General features: G+C 59.2%; 17 protein-coding genes and 1 CRISPR repeat array. Of the genes, 10 read left to right on the forward strand and 7 right to left on the reverse strand.

Annotated elements, in window-relative coordinates; translation table 11 throughout:
• The first annotated feature begins 2 nt into the window (after positions 1–2).
• The 4 genes from QSJ36_RS00575 (at position 3) to QSJ36_RS00590 (ending at position 3,032) form a co-directional block, all read left to right on the forward strand.
• Complete coding sequence (locus QSJ36_RS00575) at positions 3–731, forward strand: lysophospholipid acyltransferase family protein (protein WP_022396698.1); 729 nt, start codon at positions 3–5, stop codon at positions 729–731.
• Positions 704–1,579 (forward strand): bifunctional methylenetetrahydrofolate dehydrogenase/methenyltetrahydrofolate cyclohydrolase FolD, encoded by an 876-nt coding sequence (gene folD, locus QSJ36_RS00580; protein ID WP_285466088.1) that lies wholly within the window; start codon positions 704–706, stop codon positions 1,577–1,579. Before QSJ36_RS00575 ends, folD begins: the two co-directional genes overlap by 28 nt.
• A gap of 66 nt (positions 1,580–1,645) precedes the next feature.
• Positions 1,646–2,428 (forward strand): enoyl-ACP reductase, encoded by a 783-nt coding sequence (locus tag QSJ36_RS00585; protein ID WP_285466090.1) that lies wholly within the window; start codon positions 1,646–1,648, stop codon positions 2,426–2,428.
• Positions 2,429–2,705: 277 nt separating this feature from the next.
• The gene (locus tag QSJ36_RS00590; protein ID WP_285466092.1) at positions 2,706–3,032 is read left to right on the forward strand and encodes a hypothetical protein; all 327 of its coding nucleotides are present in this window, start codon (positions 2,706–2,708) and stop codon (positions 3,030–3,032) included.
• A gap of 46 nt (positions 3,033–3,078) precedes the next feature.
• On the opposite strand, the gene QSJ36_RS00595 is transcribed toward QSJ36_RS00590, so the two are convergent.
• From QSJ36_RS00595 to QSJ36_RS00605, 3 genes are read right to left on the reverse strand one after another with little or no spacing between them, the layout of a single operon-like run.
• Positions 3,079–3,936, reverse strand: a complete 858-nt coding sequence (locus QSJ36_RS00595) for a diacylglycerol kinase family protein (protein WP_285466094.1) — start codon at positions 3,934–3,936, stop codon at positions 3,079–3,081.
• Entirely contained in the window at positions 3,933–5,072 is a 1,140-nt protein-coding gene (locus tag QSJ36_RS00600) for a transglutaminase-like domain-containing protein (RefSeq protein WP_285466096.1), read from the reverse strand. Before QSJ36_RS00600 ends, QSJ36_RS00595 begins: the two co-directional genes overlap by 4 nt.
• Before the next feature lie 12 nt (positions 5,073–5,084).
• The gene (locus QSJ36_RS00605; protein ID WP_285466097.1) at positions 5,085–6,131 is read right to left on the reverse strand and encodes a tRNA-dihydrouridine synthase family protein; all 1,047 of its coding nucleotides are present in this window, start codon (positions 6,129–6,131) and stop codon (positions 5,085–5,087) included.
• An 82-nt stretch (positions 6,132–6,213) separates the two neighbouring features.
• Between QSJ36_RS00605 and QSJ36_RS00610 the strand changes: the two genes are divergently transcribed.
• Positions 6,214–7,413, forward strand: a complete 1,200-nt coding sequence (locus QSJ36_RS00610; protein WP_022396705.1) for a 4-hydroxy-3-methylbut-2-enyl diphosphate reductase — start codon at positions 6,214–6,216, stop codon at positions 7,411–7,413.
• Between the two features lie 161 nt (positions 7,414–7,574).
• Here the strand turns inward: QSJ36_RS00610 and QSJ36_RS00615 are convergent, their stop codons facing one another.
• Together QSJ36_RS00615 and rpsT are read right to left on the reverse strand one after the other, a co-directional pair.
• The gene (locus QSJ36_RS00615) at positions 7,575–7,796 is read right to left on the reverse strand and encodes a hypothetical protein (protein ID WP_022396706.1); all 222 of its coding nucleotides are present in this window, start codon (positions 7,794–7,796) and stop codon (positions 7,575–7,577) included.
• Positions 7,797–7,875: 79 nt separating this feature from the next.
• Entirely contained in the window at positions 7,876–8,139 is a 264-nt protein-coding gene (gene rpsT, locus QSJ36_RS00620) for a 30S ribosomal protein S20 (RefSeq protein WP_022396707.1), read from the reverse strand.
• 161 nt (positions 8,140–8,300) lie between these two features.
• Between rpsT and QSJ36_RS00625 the strand changes: the two genes are divergently transcribed.
• The 5 genes from QSJ36_RS00625 to QSJ36_RS00645 all read left to right on the forward strand — a co-directional run bounded on the left by QSJ36_RS00625 (position 8,301) and on the right by QSJ36_RS00645 (position 15,281).
• On the forward strand, positions 8,301–8,909 hold the full coding sequence (locus tag QSJ36_RS00625; RefSeq protein WP_022396708.1) for a beta-phosphoglucomutase family hydrolase: 609 nt from the start codon (positions 8,301–8,303) through the stop codon (positions 8,907–8,909).
• A 196-nt stretch (positions 8,910–9,105) separates the two neighbouring features.
• Positions 9,106–10,914 (forward strand): biosynthetic-type acetolactate synthase large subunit, encoded by a 1,809-nt coding sequence (ilvB, locus tag QSJ36_RS00630; RefSeq protein ID WP_257995609.1) that lies wholly within the window; start codon positions 9,106–9,108, stop codon positions 10,912–10,914.
• A gap of 491 nt (positions 10,915–11,405) precedes the next feature.
• Positions 11,406–12,084: direct repeats of the CRISPR family, unit length 31 nt; unit sequence GTCGCACCCTCACGGGTGCGTGGATTGAAAC.
• A 275-nt stretch (positions 12,085–12,359) separates the two neighbouring features.
• Entirely contained in the window at positions 12,360–13,019 is a 660-nt protein-coding gene (locus tag QSJ36_RS00635; RefSeq protein WP_285466100.1) for a tetratricopeptide repeat protein, read from the forward strand.
• A gap of 60 nt (positions 13,020–13,079) precedes the next feature.
• Positions 13,080–13,976, forward strand: a complete 897-nt coding sequence (locus QSJ36_RS00640; protein WP_285466101.1) for a phosphatidylserine decarboxylase — start codon at positions 13,080–13,082, stop codon at positions 13,974–13,976.
• A 618-nt stretch (positions 13,977–14,594) separates the two neighbouring features.
• Entirely contained in the window at positions 14,595–15,281 is a 687-nt protein-coding gene (locus tag QSJ36_RS00645) for a PEP-CTERM sorting domain-containing protein (RefSeq protein ID WP_146019258.1), read from the forward strand.
• A 98-nt stretch (positions 15,282–15,379) separates the two neighbouring features.
• Here QSJ36_RS00645 and rpe read toward each other — a convergent pair whose 3' ends face one another.
• Positions 15,380–16,033 carry a ribulose-phosphate 3-epimerase gene (gene rpe, locus QSJ36_RS00650; protein ID WP_022396713.1) on the reverse strand — a complete coding sequence of 218 codons (654 nt, stop codon included), beginning with the start codon at positions 16,031–16,033 and terminating at the stop codon, positions 15,380–15,382.
• Positions 16,034–16,056: 23 nt separating this feature from the next.
• Positions 16,057–18,630, reverse strand: coding sequence for a leucine--tRNA ligase (gene leuS, locus QSJ36_RS00655; protein ID WP_285466105.1), 2,574 nt, complete (start codon positions 18,628–18,630; stop codon positions 16,057–16,059).
• Between the last annotated feature and the right edge of the window lie 113 nt (positions 18,631–18,743).

Raw genomic sequence — 18,743 nt, forward strand, 5'->3', positions numbered from 1 at the left:
TCATGTTGCTGCTCAATCCCATTGTCCGAAAAACGTCCGAAAAGCGTTCCCGCTGGTGGACCAAGCTGGCCGGCTTCGGCCTGTGGTCCTTGCTCCAGCCCATCTGCATGAGCCTGAATATCCGCTCCATCAAGGAGGAGCACGACGACGTCTACACGGCGCCCTTCCTGGTGGCCCTCTGGCACAACCGCACGACGGTGCCCGGCTACGCCTGGTCCCTGGCCCAGAAGCCGCTCAAGATGTGCGTGCTCACCAGCGCCAGCAAGGACGGCGCCCTGGTGGAGGCCGTATGCAAACACTTCGGCCTGGATTCCGTCCGCGGTTCCTCAGGACGGCGGGGAGCCCTGGCCTACATGGAAATGATGAGGAAGGTGCAGGAGGGGGACGTCTGCTTCTGCCTCACCCCGGACGGTCCGCAGGGCCCCATTTACCAGGTGCACCACGGCATCATCAAGATGGCCTCCCAGTCCGGTCTTCCCATCGTTCCCGTGTGCATCGAATATGAAAGCTGCTGGAGGCTGAACAAGGCCTGGGACCGCTACGCCATTCCCAAGCCGTGTTCCAACGTGAACATTCTATGGAAAAAGCGCCTGTTCATTCCTCCGGACGCAACGGATGAGCAGGTAGCGGACTACGCCCGCCTTCTGGCCGGGCTGCTGAGCGAGGGGCTTCCGGACTTCCCGCCACTTAATCAATCATTATTATGCAAATCATCGACGGAAAACAGGTAGCCTCCCAGGTGCTGGAAGAGGTTGGAAAGGACATTGCCCGGCTCAGGGAACAGGGAATAACGCCCGGCCTGGCCGTGGTTCTGGTGGGGGAGGACCCCGCCTCCCAGGTGTATGTGAATTCCAAGGTGAAAAAATGCGCGGAGCTGGGAATGAACTCCCGTAAAATCGTTCTCTCCGCGGATGCCTCCCAGGAAGAACTGCTCCAGATCGTCCGTGACTTGAATGCGGACCCCTCCATCCACGGCATTCTGGTGCAGAGCCCGCCTCCCCCCCATATCGACGAGGCGGCCGTGGTCCTGGAAATAGACCCCGCCAAGGATGTGGACGGCTTCCACCCGGAGAACGTCGCCAAGCTGGTGCTGGAGGATGAAACCGGTTTTGTGCCCTGCACCCCGCTGGGCTGCATGAGGCTGTTGCAGGCGGCCGGCATTGAAACGGCGGGCGCGAATGCCGTGGTCATCGGCCGCAGCATGATCGTGGGCAAGCCGATGGCCCATCTTCTGATGTCCAAGCAGGCGAACGCCACCGTTACGGTGGCCCACTCCCGCACGAAGAACCTGCCGGAGCTTTGCCGTTCCGCAGACATCATCGTGGCGGCGATAGGCAGGCCCGCATTCGTGACGGCTGATTTTGTGAAGGACGGCGCCGTGGTAGTGGACGTGGGCATCAACCGCGTGGAAGATGCCTCCGCCAAGCGCGGCTACCGGATTGTTGGAGACGTGGCCTATGATGAAGTGGCGCCCAAGTGCCGGGCCATTACCCCCGTGCCCGGCGGCGTGGGGCCGATGACCATCGCCATGCTGATGGCTAACACGGTCAAGGCCTGCCGCCAGCAGACGGGAGCCTGACGGAGCGCCGTGACGTCCGTTTTTCTTGTCAAATGAAGGAAAGTAGGGCAGTATTCACTTACCATTATGTCAAGTAAATTACTCGAAGGCAAAGTTGGTGTCGTAATCGGCGTGGCGAACAAGCGCAGCATCGCGTTCGCAATTGCCAAGGCATGGCATGAAGCGGGCGCAAAGCTCATCTTCAATTATCAGGGCGAACGCCTCAAGGACGGCGTGCTTAAGCTGATCCATGAAAACTTCGGCGAAGACGTCCCCGTTTACGATCTGGATGTCAGCAATGATGAATCCATCAATGCATTCTTTGAAAAAGTCCGGGAACACACGGACAAGGTGGATTGCATGCTGCATTCCGTGGCTTTTGCCCCGAAGGAAGCCCTTGGCGGCAGTTTCCTGGATACGGGACGCGAGGCATTCAAGATTTCCCTGGATATCTCCGCCTACTCCCTGGTGGCCCTTTCCCGCGCCGTGGAGCCCATGATGTCCGACAACGGCAGCATTCTGGCGATGTCCTACCTGGGTTCCGAAAAGGTGGTGCCGAACTACAACCTGATGGGCGTTTCCAAGGCCGCCCTGGAAGCCTGCACCCGTTATCTGGCGTATGATCTGGGCCGCGCCCGCGGCATCCGCGTCAACTGCATCAGCGCGGGTCCCATGCAGACGCTTGCGGCACGCGGCGTTTCCGGCTTTAACACCATGTTCAAGGTGTATGAGGAACATGCCCCCCTGGGCCGTTCCTGCACGGGCGAGGAACTGGGCGCTACCGGCGTCTTCCTGGCCAGCGATGGCGCAGCCGCGATCACCGGACAGGTGATTTACGTGGACGGCGGCTATCAGATCATGGGCATGTAGCATTCCCTCCGGGAAAATTTCCCCTTTGTTTCAGGCCGTACCGCTTGCCGGTACGGTCTTTTTGCGCTGTTTCCGCGGGTATGACAGGGATGCGCCATCTCTCCTGTCAAAAATTCTTGTGTTCCGGTGTCTCATTTTTATAAATAAGAAAATGACAGCCTCCCCTCGTTATCTGTTTAACGGAGAAACGTGCGGCAGCTTGGATGAATTGTTCCTCCGCTACGGGAACTCTTCTCATAAAGCCCATATCTCCCTTGTTGGCGGGGACGGAATGCACATGCAGTCCGTTCCGGTGGGTAACGGCCTTTATTATTGCGAGGTGGGGGATGACGCCCATGGCTACGTCTGCCCCCATGAAATGCCGGTTGAGGAATTGGAGGAACAATTCCGCCGTTTTGATTCAGGGGAGGATTTCTCCTTTGTGAAGGAAGATTGGAGCTTTTACGAACCTTCCGCCTCTCCGCTTCCGGCGATGGTCAAATGGATTGGCGTCGCGGCCCTGATGGATGCCGCCATTGTACTGGCCTTCACCGGGCTTCCGGAGGGCCACACCGTCCATCTTTCCTGCATGCTGGATACGTTTACCCGTTTTCTGCTCAGTTAAGGCGCGCAGGGGCGGCCTGTTGAAGGAAGCCTTTTGCGGCTCCGCTTCAGGGGGCGAATACCTTCAGCGTGCCGTGGCGCGTGATGCGGACCGGGGCGTTGCCCATATAATCGCCGTCCAGTTCACAGGCGGCCTGTCCGGCGGAAATGACGGTTCCCCCCGTCATCCGGATATATTCAAAGGAGCCGTTCCGCCGGGAATGGAAGCCTCCGTGGACGGCGGCCATCAGGCATTCCCCGATGATGGAGGGAATGGAATGTTTGAAAACCACGGCGTCCAGAAGACCGTCGTCATTATCCGCTTCCGCAAAGAAATTCAGCGGTCCGCCGTACCTGCGCCCGTTGCCGAAGAGGATGGAACGGCCTGCCACCACCCGCCCGTCATCCGTGGACAGGGTCAGCCGGGGCTGCCGCTCCGTGCAAACCCGGGCGCCGGCAATGACGTAGGCGAAGGCCTTCCATTTCTTTTTCATTTCCCACGTGGTCAGTTCCACGGCACGGGCGTCCGCGCCTATGCCCGCCATCTGGAGAAAGGGCTGCCCGTTGAAGGCGAACAGGTCCACGTCTCTGGGACGTCCCGCATTCAGAACATGCAGGGCGTGGTCAAAATCCTGCCGGATACCTATTTCACGGGAGAAGACGTTCATGGTTCCCGCGGGGAAGGGGGCCAGCGCCGTTTCCGTATTGCAGAGGGCCCTGGCCGCCACGCCCAGCGTGCCGTCCCCGCCCGCCACGGCCACGACGGGAGTTCCGGAATCCGCCCGGGCGGCCAGGTGGCGCAGCATGTCTTCCCTGCTTTCCGGCTCAATGACGTCAAAAAGATCCCGGCGGCCGTCCAGCCAGCGGCGGAAGCGGTCGGCCCTGGCGCTGCGCGCCGTATTATTGAAAAACAGGGGAATCCTCATGGAGCGGTCACGGAGAAATTCAAAATCTGCACCGGGGCTTCCGTATGGGCCACGGGTTCATGGCGCACTGTTCCGTCGGGCAGCATGAATTCCAGAATGCCGCGGGAGACGTTGTCCGGCAGGCGCACTTCCAGAAACTTCCTCATGTCGTGGGATGGGCCGGGGGTGGTGCCTTCCGCCAGGACTTTCCCTTCTTCCGACTTGAGAACGACGCGCAGGGGCAGTCTTCTGCCGCTGCCTTCCTTCCCATCCCTGATATCCAGCATCAGCCTGCTGCCCGGCAGGTACTCCGGCTGTGCCGCCACCCAGTCCGACGCCAGTTTCATATAACGGTCCGTGATCCTGACGGCGGGGACGGTCCGGCTTTCCGGAGGGAAGGTCAGCGCGCGCCGTTTTTCGTCGTAGCGGGCTTCCCATATCAGCGGGAAGAACTCTCCGGCGCCCTCCTTCTTCCAGGAGGTGGCGTAAATGGCGTTCTCCGGTTTGCGGGGGTCCAGCATGCTGATGGCGGACATCACCCACGGGGTGTTGAAATCCTTCTCGTTGTACTCCAGCATTTTCCATTCCCCGTCACACCAGGCTTCCACCCAGTTGTGGTTGCCGCGCACATGGTTCCAGGTAAGGACGCCGGCCATGCGGGCCGGAATGCCCACGGAGCGGAGCGCGCAGACGAGCAGGATGCTCTGGCCCGTGCAGGAAACCTTGCCGGATTGCAGGGATTCCTTCACCCCCTGGTGAGGAACCCTTCTTTCCGTGGAATAGCGCACATTCAGGGTTTTCTGGATGCAGGAGGCAATCGTGAGGGCGGCTTCCCGGCCCGTCTTGCATGCGGAAACCAGCGGCGCAAAGAGGTTGTGGAACTGTTCCCGCCATTCGTCGCGCGGCTCGTTGACCACGGCATAGGGGAGCACGTTGTTTTCATAAAGCTCCCACGGAACCTTGCCGGCCCAGGGGAACTGGCTGCGGGCGTCCAGCGCCAGGCGGACTTCCCGGTTCAGCCGTTCTTCCGTAATCGTTTCCCTGTCCTGCGCGGGCATGTAGGCGCGCAGGAATTCCACTCCGTCCGGAATGGCGTCATGGGCGGCGCAGAGAGCGGCGGTCAGGCCCAGGAGAAGGGCGGAAGGCAGCGGATTCATGAACACCGGAATTCATACCTGAATTCCGGGAGGGAGACAAGCTTCCTCTTGCGCAAGTAGGGCATGGAAATGGGCGAACAGGTGCGTGTCTTCCGGCGGCGTGGGGGCAAACGGGGCGTCATTGTCCAGGATATCCTCGCAAATGCGCATGAAATCGCGGGAGGTTTTCGCCCTTTTCATGTAATGGTCAAAGGAATCCGGAAGCCCGCGCGCGGTGTAAACCAGGTATTTTTTCATGCGGTGGATGTGTTTTTCCTCCACATAACGCTCCTGCATTTCCAGCGTGCGCTCATGGAGGCGGCGGATGTAATGCAGCACGTCCCGGAAGGTGGGGGAAGCAGGGGCGCTACCCTGGAAACGGGCGTGAAGCTGGGAAAATATCCATGGATTGCGCAGGGCCGCGCGCCCGATCATCAGGCCTGCGGGCCGGGCCAGCCGCACCCACGCGTCCGCCGTGGCCGCATCCACAATGTTGCCGTTGGCGACCACCGGACAGTCCAGCGCTTCCACGGCCCATTTTACCCATTCCGGATGCACCGGGGAGCGGTAGCCTTCCCGTACGGTGCGGGCGTGGATGCACACCCTGTCCGGGGTGTGGGCGGCAATCACGGGGAGAATGCGTTCAAACTCGTCCGGAGTCTCGTACCCCAGGCGGCATTTGACGGTGAAGGCCCCGGCGGGAAGAACGTCCCGGAGCGCGCCCAGGGCCGCGTCCATGGCCTTCAGGGAGCGCAGCATGCCCCCTCCGGCGTTTCTCCTGCACACCATCGGGGCGGGGCAGCCCATGTTCAGGTCCACCCCCGCGCAGTCGTGCTCCATCAGGGCCAGCGCGTCCCTCGCCAGGTACTCCGGCTCATGGCCCACGAGCTGGCCGTAAATGGGGCGCCCCGTGGGATTTTCATCAATGGAGCGCAGGATGTATGGCGACATCTTTTTATGATGGGCCACCGTTCTGAAATACTCCGTGATGAAATAATCCGGCAGTGAATTCAAGTCCTTCAACGTCTTGAGGAAAGCCAGATCCGTCACATCTTTCATGGGGGCCAGGGCCAGGAGCATGCGCCTGTGCATACCGTGAAAAGCCCCGGTTGGCAAGCTGTGATTGTCTTGACGAAAGAAGGAAAGTGTGGAAGCTGTGAGCATGAATCAGGACTCAACCCGCAAAGCCAGAGTGAATGTGAGACGAGCCGAGGTGATGGAACAGGTGGAGAAGGAAATCCAGCAGCATTACCAGAGTGAATTGATTTCCCATATCCGGTCTGCGGGCAACGTGTACAACCTGGGCCACACGGAATTTTTCCTGGCGAGGGAGTTTGGATTCTGCAACGGCGTGCGCCGCGCCATAGACATAGCGTATGCGGCCCGCAGGGTATTCCCGGACCGGCGGATTTTCCTGATCGGGGACATCATCCACAATCCGGAGGTAAACCGGCAGCTGGAGGAAATGGGCATTCAGAAGCTTCCCTGGAAGCAGCTTGATTCCTCCTATGACCGGATTGCCGCGGACGACGTGGTGATTATTCCCGCGTTCGGCGTGCCCACTCCCTTCATGGATGCGCTGGAGGAAAAGGGCGTGCAGATTGTGGACACGACCTGCGGGGACGTGATGAAGGTCTGGAAAAGGGTGAAGAATTACGCCGCCATGGGGATTACCTCCATCATTCACGGCAAGGCCACCCATGAGGAAACCAGCGCCACGGCCTCCCGGGCCCTGGGGGAACGGGGAAAGGGGAAATACCTGGTGGTTTACGATCTGGAGGACGCCCGCATCCTGTGCGACTACATGCTGGGCCGCGGAGACCGCGAGGCGTTCCTGAAACGGTTTGAAGGCTGTTATTCCCCGGGATTCGATCCGGACCGGGATCTGGAGGAAGTGGGCATCGCCAACCAGACCACCATGCTGAAGACGGAGACGCAGACGCTCCAGAGGATGGTGAAGGACGCCGTCGTCCAAAGGGACGGGGACGATGATAATTTTTATGTGTTCGACACCATTTGCGGCGCTACCCAGGACCGCCAGGACGCCCTGTACGAGCTGTTGAAGAACCCTCTGGACGTCATGTTCGTGGTGGGCGGCTACAACAGTTCCAACACCACGCACCTGGTGGATATCGCCAAGGAGCATGTGCCCACGTATTTCATTGAATCCGCAGAAAGCATCAAATCCATCCAGTACGTGGATGCCTTTGACACGGAAACGCGGGAAGTCCGCCGCATGACCACGGAACCGGTGGTGCAGAATCTGGGCAAATCCCTGAAGGTGGGGATTACGGCGGGCGCTTCATGCCCGGCCAACCTGATTGAGGCCACTATCCTGCGCATTGCAGAATTGCGCAAGTAGCGGCGCGCATCCGGAGCTGGAGGGATGCGGAGAAATGGGCACGCCTTCCGTCGGGAAGGCATCTGCCGTTTTTCTCACGAAAACGGAGCGGTGGCCGAACCCGCGGGAGAGGAAAACAGAGAAACAGGAATACGGCGGAAAACGGCGCCGGGCGGGACTCCTTAATTTTCCAGGTCTTCCGGGGTGACGGAACGCTGTTCCCGGGAGGCAAGCAGTACGGCCTGTTCCACGACGTACTCCGTATTGGAGTCGAAACGGTAGGCGTTGCAGTTGGGACACACGGCAGTGGTCAGGGACACGATGGAGCCGCAGGCTTCGCAAACCTTGAAGTCCCCGGGACGGTCAATAATCAGTTTGGCTTTATCCAGGCGGGATTGCTGCATGGGAGGGGAAAATAAAACAAGCCGCTCAGCAGAACAGAGCGGCTTGCCATAAAGATCGTCAGAAAACCGAAGTGAAAACTCAGGCGATTTTTGCGATGGCCTTGGCGGCCTTGCTCTTGTAGTTGGCGGCGCGGTTGGCGGGAATGGTGCCCACCTTGGCGGCCTTGTCAACGGCGGAGGAGAAAGTGTTATAGGCAACGGCAGCGGCTTCCTTGTCAGACGTTTCCACCGCAGTGGCAATCTTCTTGCGGAGGGTCTTCAGCTTGGAGGACACAGCGCGGTTGCGGGCGGTGCGGGTTTCTGTCTGACGGATGCGCTTGAGTGCGGATTTGGTATTGGCCATGTTTTAAAAGAGGTTCGGTTTCCGTTTCGAGGTGGCAGAAACATTAGAATAACAGGACAAAATGTCAAGCTCTTGATATATTTTTTAAGGCATTCCTCCTAAGCGCGGGCAGACTGCGGGCTTTACCGGAAAAAGGGTTTGTGGCATCCTGTGCCCCCGTTATGAAGAAACGCGTGGATTTGCCTGAAAAAAAATATGAAGGATATATTTTTGATTTGGACGGCACCCTGGTGGACAGCATGCCGCTCCATTACAAGGCATGGCGCAAGGCCCTGGCCCGTGCGGGGGCGCCGGACCGCGTGTTCCTGGCGGATGAATTTTATTCCTGCGGCGGTAAATCCGCCAACGACGTGGTGCGTTTTCTGAACGAACGGTACGGCATGCACATGGATGCTGCTTCTACCGCTGCGGACAAGCGCCGCATTTATCTGGAAATGCTGGAAGAGGAGGGCATGCAGCCCATCCGGGAGGTGGTGGAATTCGTGCATTCCCTGGGAGACGCCCCCAAGGCGATCGCCACGGGAAGCGCCATGCCGGGAGCGTCCCGGACGCTGGCCGCCGCCGGACTTTCAGGTCTTTTTGACGTGATTCTGACGCCGGATGAAGTGGAGCATGGCAAGCCTGCGCCGGACATGTTCCTGAAAGCGGCGGAACTTCTGGGGGCATCCCCGGACCGCTGCGTGGTTTTTGAAGACGCGGAACCCGGCATGAAGGCCGCCGCAGCCGCCGGAATGGACTGCGTGCACGTCCGCCGCGCGTCCCTGGCCTGATTCCCTCTCCAGCGGCTTCCGCAGAGGGGCGCTTTCCGGCCTTCCCCTCCTCCCGGGATGCACGCCTGCATTTTAATGAAAAGGCTTCACATTACGCCCGGAATGCGCTAGAACCTTTTTTCCTATTGAACAAATAAAATATTATTTGCACATGAGCACAAACGACAAAACATCATCCGCCCCGACGAAAACCCGCATGACAGGAGCCGAAGTGCTCGTGGAATGCCTCGTGCGTGAAGGTGTAGACGTCGTCTTTGCCTATCCCGGCGGCGCCAGCATGCCGATTCACCAGGCCCTGAGCCATCAGCCCAAAATCCGGACCATCCTGCCCCGCCACGAACAGGGCGGCGCGTTCGGCGCGGAAGGCTACGGCCGCGTCACGGGCAAGGTGGGCGTCTGCATCTCCACTTCCGGCCCCGGCGCCACCAACATGATCACCTCCATTGCGGACGCCTATCTGGACTCCACTCCGCTGGTGGCGATTACGGCGCAGGTCATGCGTTCCCTGATCGGCCGCGGCGCCTTCCAGGAGACGGACGTGTTCGGCATGACCGCCCCCATCGTGAAGCACAGCTATCTGGTGACGGAACCGGAAGAACTGCCCCGCATCATCAAGGAAGCCTTTTACATCGCCTCCACGGGCCGTCCCGGCCCGGTGGTGATTGACATGCCCAAGGACGTGCAGGAAGCCGTGTTTGCGCCGGACTTCGACATGGAGATGGATCTCCCCGGCTACAACCCTGTGCTGCCCGTTCCCACGGAAAAGCTGGAAGAACTCATTCCGCTGATTGAAGGCGCCAGCCGTCCCGTCATTTACGCCGGCGGCGGCATCATCTCCGCGGAAGCCTCCGCGGACCTGCTGGAATTTGCGGAACGCACCCAGATTCCCGTGGCGACCACCCTGATGGGCATAGGAGCCATGCCGGAGACCCACCCTCTTTCCCTGCGCTGGCTGGGCATGCACGGAGCCGTGTTTGCGAACAACGCCGTGAATGAAGCGGACCTGGTGATCGCCCTGGGCGCCCGGTTTGACGACCGCGTGACCGGCGCCGTCAACATGTTCTGCCCGGACTCCACCATCGTCCACATTGACATTGACGCCAGCGAGATCAACAAGAACAAGAAGGTGGCGCACCCCATCCGCGCGAACGTGAAGGACGCCCTCCAGGTTCTCAACGCCGCTCTGGCCGCTCAAGGCTGGGAACGCAAATCCTCCGGCTTTACCCGCACTCCGGAATGGTTCGGAGTGATTGAAGACTGGAAGAAGCAATACCCCTTCTCCTATGAAGACCGCAAGGGCTATATCTCCCCGCAGGCCGTCATTGAGGAACTCTACCGCCAGACGGCGGACAAGGATCCCATTATCTGCACGGGCGTGGGCCAGCACCAGATGTTTGCCGCCCAGTTCTTCAAATTCGACAAGCCCCGTCGTCTGGCTACCTCCGGCGGCCTGGGAACCATGGGCTACGGCCTTCCCGCCGCCATGGGCGTGTGCCTGGCCTGTCCGGACAAGCTGGTGGTGAACATTGACGGAGACGGCTCCATGCTCATGAACATTCAGGAGCTGGCTACCATTCACGTGGAGCGCCTGCCTGTCAAATGCATCATCCTGAACAACCAGCACCTGGGCATGGTGGTGCAGTGGGAAGACCTGAAATATGACTCCAACCGGGCCCAGACCTTCCTGGCGGACCCGCACGACAGCTATGACCCCACCCACAAGACGGAAGACGTCATCTACCCGAACTACCCGCTCATCTGCGCCGGATTCGGCGTCAAGTGCGAGCGCGTGCTCCGCATAGAGGAACTTCCGGCGGCCATCACCCGCATGATTGAATCCCCGGAGGCGTACGTGCTGGACGTAATGGTTCCTCACGACGTGCATGTGCTGCCGATCATCCTGGGCGGCATGAGCTACAAGGACGTGATTCTGGAACGCATTGCCGGGGACGGCTCCGCCAAGAAGGCGTCCGAACTGGGCAAGGAAATTCCGACGGCCCTGTAAGGGATATTCCGTCATTCATTCGTTAACGGGAGCCGTCCGCAAGGGCGGCTCCTTTTTAATGGCAGCGGAAACCGGAGGGGAATTCGGCTTCCGGCAATGGGGAAAACGGCGCGCCGCCCGGGAGGCCTGTTGTTTATGTGTCTCCATGTTGGCGGCTCCGGGGATGCACGGTTCTGTTTGAAGGAACATGGAAGATGTTGCTGGACGCGGCAGAGGGGAACGGCTAGCATCAATGAACCAAGTTGAATGCAAGCCGGACCGGACGCGGCGAAGATGGAATATTACGGAATAACGCCGCGTCTGATGCCGCCTTGCGCCAACCCCAAGCTCACAGAAAATTCCCGGGAGACCGACGCTTGCTGCAAGTGATTGGGAAATGGATATTGACAAAAGAATCACCTCTTATCGGGCCTGACCGTATCCGGCTTCCGCATCAGGTTGGCGCAAACCCCTTGCTGCGTCCTTGATGCTCAACCCGTATCCTCCAGGCCGTCGCACCCTCACGGGTGCGTGGATTGAAACAGGTCATGGGCAAAACTCTTGTCATACACTAGTTGTCGCACCCTCACGGGTGCGTGGATTGAAACAGGCTTAATGTCATAGCATACTGCAAGGATGCAGTCGCACCCTCACGGGTGCGTGGATTGAAACTACCATATCGGCCATTTTCGGCTCCTTCCAAGCTGTCGCACCCTCACGGGTGCGTGGATTGAAACCACCGAAGGTGTATTAGAGATATAAAAGTATTAGGTCGCACCCTCACGGGTGCGTGGATTGAAACCACAATTCCGGCATTAACCGCATCTTGAATCGTGTCGCACCCTCACGGGTGCGTGGATTGAAACTTCACCAGCCGCGGCCATGTCCGGCACATGAGGGTCGCACCCTCACGGGTGCGTGGATTGAAACCAGAGTTGCTGAGGATTACCGTTGCCAGTCAGCAGTCGCACCCTCACGGGTGCGTGGATTGAAACTGTTGGGGATGGTGAACAACTCCCCGATTTCAGAGTCGCACCCTCACGGGTGCGTGGATTGAAACTCTGCCAATCAAATTTAGTGGGGGGGGCTGATGGGGTCGCACCCTCACGGGTGCGTGGATTGAAACCCGGGAGCCAAGACAAAGCGGCTTGTCCATGTCAGTCGCACCCTCACGGGGTGCGTAGAATGAATAGTGCAGTTGTTTTTAATGATGTCTGCATGGTAAGGGAGGTGATTATTTTGATAAATGGTTTTAAATGGTTATTTATTTAATATTCTTTTAAGGAGGGTTTTTATGTTGGGGAGGACGCCGGATGAACAACTTTCCGGATGGTTTATTATGGTTTCCGGACAGTCTGTCCGGAAAAGGGAAGCAGGCAAGCGGTGCATTTCCTGCGGCATGGGATATTTTTCCGCGTTCACAGTTTGTGATGGATGAAGCCGGAGCAATCCAATATAAAGATAAGATGCATATAGACTGGTTGAATGATTTTTTGGAATGGACGCCTATTTTGCTGATGGTGCTGGTAGCGGTCGTTTTTCTGGTGGCGCTGAAATGGAGAAGCGGCAGGATGAAGAAGTTTCTGGAGGAGTGGAAACGTAAGATCGTCCGGCAGGCGGAAGCCGGGAATCCCTCCGCCCAGTTCCGTCTGGGGCGCATTTACCAGGAGGGGGACGGCGTGGAGAAGGACCCGGACCGGGCGGAGGAGTGGTTTCACAGGGCGTTGCCCGGGTTGAAGCAGAAGGCGGATGCGGGAGATGCGGATGCCGCCTTTGACCTGTATGATTGTTTTCATGAAGGCCTGGGCGCGGAGAAGAGCGATACGCAGGCCCTGCACTGGCTGCAGCTTGCAGCGGAGCAGGGCAAGCCGGAGGCCATGTTTGACCTGGCCCTGGAGTACCGGGAAGGCGGCCTGGTGGAGAAGAATGAGGATTTGTTCATGTACTGGCTGCGTAAGGCTGTGGACGCGGACGAGAGGGACGCCCAGTACCTGCTGGCCGCCTGTTATGAACACGGCAATGGAGTTCCGCAGGATTTGAATCTTGCACGGGAATGGTATGACCGCGCGGCGGAAGGAAAGGATTCCGGTATGGAGGAGGATCCGGAGCGCGCACAGGAGAAATAGGAAGCGGCGAGTCTCTTTCGGCTGGACAAATGGGGAAGCGGGCGACACTCTAGGCGTTTCATGGAGGGCATACGCTATTACAACCGCTACACGGGCAGGGAAGAACGGGAACAGGTGCTGGGGGAGAAGTACCTGCAATGGATTTACGGCACTTCCACAGGCCGGGCTGCACTGCATGTCCTGATCAAGCGCGGCGTTTTTTCCCGTCTGCTGGGGTGGCTGAAGAACCGTCCTTCCAGCGCGCGTTCCATCCACTCTTTTGTGGAGGAGTACGGCATCAATATGGAGGATTCCCTCAAGGGGATGGGAGAGTTCAAGCATTTCAACGATTTTTTCTACCGCCGCCTGAAACCGGGAGCTCGCCCTCTGGCCGGTGGGGAGGATACGGCCGTTTTTCCCGCGGATGCCCGGCACATGGGCTGGGAACGCGCTGACCGAATCAAGAGCGTTTTCGTGAAGGGGCAGAGTTTTGACCTGCCCTCCCTTATGGGGAGTGAAGCGCTGGCCGGACGGTATGCGGAAGGCGCCGTCGTTTTGTCGCGCCTGTGCCCCACGGATTACCACCGTTTTCATTTTCCGGTGTCCGGGGTGCCCGGCCCGTGGACGAGGCTGGGCGGTCCGCTGGCGAGCGTGTCTCCGTACTGCCTGCGCCGCCGGCTGGCGTGGCTATGGACTAATAAAAGGAATTTGACCCTGATCCGGTCGGAGTTGTGGGGAGAGGTCGCCATGCTGGAGGTGGGCGCCACCGGGGTGGGGCTGATTGAGGAGACGTACGTTCCGGACGTTCCCGCCGCAAGAGGGGGGGAGAAGGGGTATTTTGCCTTTGGAGGCTCCACGGTGATGTGCTTTTTTGAACCGGGCAGAATACGCCTGGCTCCCGACCTTCTGGAAAAGACGGCGGAAGGCATGGAGTTGTTTGCCCGTCAGGGAGATATGATGGGCGTCTCTGCGGAGTAGCTGCGGTCCGGGAAGGGGTGCGGCCATGATGTCTCCGGATTATGAATCCGGAGTCAAGCTTACAAAATTGAAAGAAAAAGGTTTTGGAGAATTTGAGCTTGTCCATATCATGGGAATTGTCAGAGGGTGTTCCTGATGTAATGGGCTTTCTTTTCGTTCCAGTAATGGTTAATAACCATCTTTACGCTTCAGCGGCGGCCTCCATCAGGACGGGAGGCCCTGGCTCCCGGGAGATATGCGGCTGTGAAAGGGGACGGTGGAAGTGTTGATGGAGTGTGGCTTTGCGGCACTGGCGCCTGAAAGCGGCAGAGTTCCTGCTTTTCGTTGTTGAAACTCTTTCTGGAGCATAGCGGAAGTTTTTTTTAATAGCCGTCACTGCATTCCGGTGAGGGCATCCATCAGAGCCGGGAGGTCCTGGACTACCAGACGATATGCGGCCGTAAAAAGTGAATGTGGGAAATGTTGATGGAATGTCCATTTGGTGTTTTTTCCAGCCAAGCCGGGGCCTGGAGATGGACAGCTTTTCCGGATTGTAGAATCTTTAACGGATTCATAATCCGCTATTTCCTTGGGCAACGGGTTCCATTCCGTATTTCACCCATTAATAAGAATAAATTTATGAAGTGCCTATGTATTCTTGGTGTTCTGGCCAGCCTGGCAACGGCACAGGCGGCTACTGTGTTGAGCACGACGACCAAAGACGATCCTTCCACCCTGACTTCCGGGGGATACGGAGCCTATTACGGTTTTTCCTTTGACCTGGACCACATGCTTCTTTCCTCCGGGGAAGGGATTTCACCGAATTCCACGGTGTTCCTGCAATCACTGGATATTGCCAAGGCGACGAACAGGACGGATGCCACCGACGGGCTGTACGTGACGATTTTTTCCTCCGCCGCCACCAAGGACGGAACGACGTTCGTGGGGCAGTCCACGACCACCATTGACATGGCCGGAGATGGCGCCGGAGACGGAGCGGCCTCCTGGGAGAAGGCCGTGTTCAATAATTTGCAGCTTGATAGCGGCGTAACTTATTACGTGGCTTTTACGACGACGCAGATTTCAGATGCCACCAGTTGGGGTGACGTGAGCTTTTCCTCCGCCAGATTGAGGCTTGGCAAGGAAGCCGACGGCGTGGACATCGGGGATGTGTATAAGAATGCGGGCTTTACCAGTACGGAGGGTTCCGTATGGGGACCGGCGTTGAGGGCGGAAGTGACGCTGGCTGCCGTGCCGGAACCGGCTTCCGCCTCCCTCGGCCTGCTGGGGCTGGCCGCCCTGCTGATGCGCCGCCGCAGGTTCTGATTAACGGAGCCATGAATGAAAGAGTCCGGCACTCCTCCCGGGAATGCCGGATTTTTTGATTTTCCGGAATAACGGGCTGGGTAAGGACCGTTCGCAGGTTACTTCATTTCCGCAATGGCGCGGGCCATGTCCGGAGCCTTGAAGGTGGAGGAGCCCGCCACCAGCACGTCCGCCCCGGCCAGGGCGCACTGCGCGGCATTGTCTTTGCCGATTCCTCCGTCCATTTGAATCAGGAAAGGGGCCTGGTGCTCCGTGCGCCATTCGGCGGCTTTTTCCACCTTGTCCAGCACGGAGGGCATGAAGGATTGTCCGCCGAAGCCCGGCACCACGGACATGACCAGCAGCAGGTCTATTTCCTCCAGGTAGGGAACTACGGCGTCAAAGGGAGTGGCCGGGTTGACGGCCAGACCGTTTTTCACTCCGGCTTTCCGGATGCGCCTGAGGGTGTCGCGGATGTAGTGGGGGTCCCCCAGCTCTACATGGAAGCAGATGAGGTTGACGCCCGCTTTGACAAAGCGGTCAAAGTAGTGGTCCGGCCGTTCAATCATGAGGTGGGCATCCAGGAAACGGTCCGGCCCCACCGCTTTTCTGACGGCGGCGCAGATTTCCGGGCCGAAGGAGATGTTGTCCACAAAGTGGCCGTCCATGATGTCCAGGTGCAGCCAGTCGGCTCCGGAGTCAAAGGCACGGCGCGCTTCCTCCCCGATGCGGGAGAAGTCGGCGGCCAGCAGGGACGGGGCGATCATGGTCATGATGGCAGAGTCTTTCCGGGGTGTCAGTTGGCTACGATGTTGACCAGGCGGCCGGGCACGACAATTACCTTGCGCACGGTGACGCCGTCCAGGAAGATTTTTACCTTGGCGGAGGCCAGGGCCAGCTTTTCCAGTTCTTCCCGGGAGATGTCCTTGGGCACTTCCAGCTTGTCCCGCAGCCTGCCGTTCACCTGGATGACCATGGGAACGGTGTTTTCCACCAGCAGGGCTTCCTCCCAGACAGGCCAGTTTTTCTGGCAGAGCTGCGTTTCCGCCAGGGCGGGGAATTTCGCTTGCAGGCGGCTGTGAATTTCTTCCGTGAGATGGGGGGCAAAGGGGTTCAGCAGCGTCAGGAAGGCGTCATAGTCCTGTACGTCCACCACGTCCGCGGAGGTCATGGCGTTGGTGCATTCCATCATTTTGGCGATGGCGGTGTTGAAGGACATGTCATTGATGTCTTCCGTCACTTTCCTGATGGTTTTGTGCAGTTCCTTGCGCACGGGGAGCACGTCGGCTTCCGGAGCGTCCGCCGCCAGCTTGGGGTTGATTTCCCATTCGCCTTCCTGGTTTTCCCGGAAGGCCACGCGCCAGACGCGGGCCAGGAAGCGGGAGATGCCTTCCACCCCCTTGGTGGCCCAGGGCTTCACGTCCTTGAGAGGCCCCATGAACATTTCATACAGGCGCAGGGAGTCCGCTCCGTATTCGCGGACGATGTCGTCCGGGTTGACGACGTTGCCGCGGGACTTGGACATTTTCTGGCCGTCTTCCCCCAGGATGAGGCCCTGGTTGACGAGCTTCTGGAAGGGCTCGCTGGTGGTGAGGTAGCCCAGGTCAAAGAGAACCTTGTGCCAGAAGCGGGCATAGAGCAGGTGGAGCACGGCGTGTTCCGTGCCGCCCACGTACAGGTCCACGCCTCCGGGGTTGCCGGTGGAGCCCATCCAGTATTGTTCCGCCTCACGGCTGACGAAGCGTTCCGTGTTTTCCGGATCCAGGTAGCGCAGGTAGTACCAGCAGGAGCCGGCCCACTGGGGCATGGTGTTCGTTTCACGGTGGGCCGTGGGAGTGTACGCAATCCATTCCGTGGCCCTGACCAGCGGGCCGCGGGGGTCGCCCGTGGGGGCGAAGTCGTCCAGATCGGGCTGGAGCACGGGGAGTTCGCTTTCCGGCAGGGCGCGGTGGCGGCCGTCTTCCCAGACGATGGGGAAGGGTTCCCCCCAGTAGCGCTGGCGGGAGAAGAGCCAGTCACGGAGCTTGTAGTTTACCTTGCGGCGGCCCTTGCCGTTTTCCTCCAGCCAGAGGATCATTTTTTCCTTGGCTTCCGGAGTGGGCAGCCCCGTCAGGAAGCCGGAGTTCACGCTGGCGCCTTCATAACCGCAGAAGCCGCGCCAGTCAATGTCTTCACTGGGCGGCTGGACCACCTGGAGAATGGGGAGGCCGAATACCTGGGCGAAGGCGAAGTCGCGTTCGTCATGGGCCGGAACGGCCATGATGGCTCCCGTGCCGTAACCCATCAGCACATAGTCCGCAATCCAGACGGGGACCTGTTCCCCGTTGGCGGGGTTGACGGCATAGGCTCCGGTGAAGACGCCCGTTTTTTCCTTGGAGAGGTCCGTGCGTTCCAGGTCGCTCTTGGAGGCGCACTGGGCGCGGTACTGTTCCACGGCGTCTTTCTGTTCCGGCGTGGTGATGGTGTCCACCAGCGGGTGTTCCGGGGAGAGGACCATGTAGGTGGCTCCAAAGAGGGTGTCCGGCCTGGTGGTGTAAACGGTGATGGTTTCCCCGTTCAGGGTGAAGTCCACTTCCGCCCCTTCAGATTTGCCTATCCAGTTGCGCTGGAGCAGTTTGATGGATTCCGGCCAGTCCAGCGGCTCCAGTTCGTCAATGAGGCGCTCCGCGTAGTCCGTGATGCGCAGCATCCACTGGCGCAGGGGGCGGCGTTCCACCCGGTGGCCCTTGGATTTCCATTCCTCCACTTCCTCGTTGGCCAGGACGGTGCCCAGGTCCGGGGACCAGTTGACGGCCGCTTCCGCCACGTAGGCCAGGCGGCGCTGGTCGATTTCCTCGCGGCTCAGCCCCTGTTCCTCCAGTTCGGAGACGGGGCGCGCCTTTTTCAGTTCCCTGTTGTAGTAGGAGTTGTAGAGCTGGAGAAAGATCCACTGGGTCCAGCGTACGTATTCATGGTCCGTCGTGGCTATTTCCCGGTCCCAGTCATAGGAGAAGCCCAGCATCTTGAGCTGGCGGCGGAAGTTGTCAATGTTCCGGAAGGTGGTGACGGAGGGGTGCTGCCCGGTCTTGATGGCGTATTGCTCCGCGGGAAGGCCGAAGGAGTCCCACCCCATGGGGTGAAGGACGTTGAAGCCGTTCATGCGCTTGAAGCGCGCCACGATGTCCGTGGCGGTATACCCTTCCGGATGGCCCACGTGCAGGCCCGCGCCGCTGGGGTAGGGGAACATGTCCAGCACGTAGTATTTGGGTTTGGACGCGTCAAAGCCCTCTTCTCCGGGATTGCTTACTTTAAAGGTTTTCCTTTCGTCCCAGATCTGCTGCCATTTGGGTTCAAAAACGTCAAAGGGATATGGTTTCTTGCGCTCGGACATGATGGGGAGGAATGTATACTCCGCCCGCTGGCCAATCAAGCCTAAACCCGGTGGCGCAAAAGCGTTTCCGCCGCTTCCCGGAGGATGATGCCTTTTTCCGGAAAAAAGAGGAA

The sequence above is a fragment of the Akkermansia sp. NBRC 115031 genome, assembly GCF_030268505.1.
Lineage (GTDB): Bacteria > Verrucomicrobiota > Verrucomicrobiia > Verrucomicrobiales > Akkermansiaceae > Akkermansia > Akkermansia massiliensis.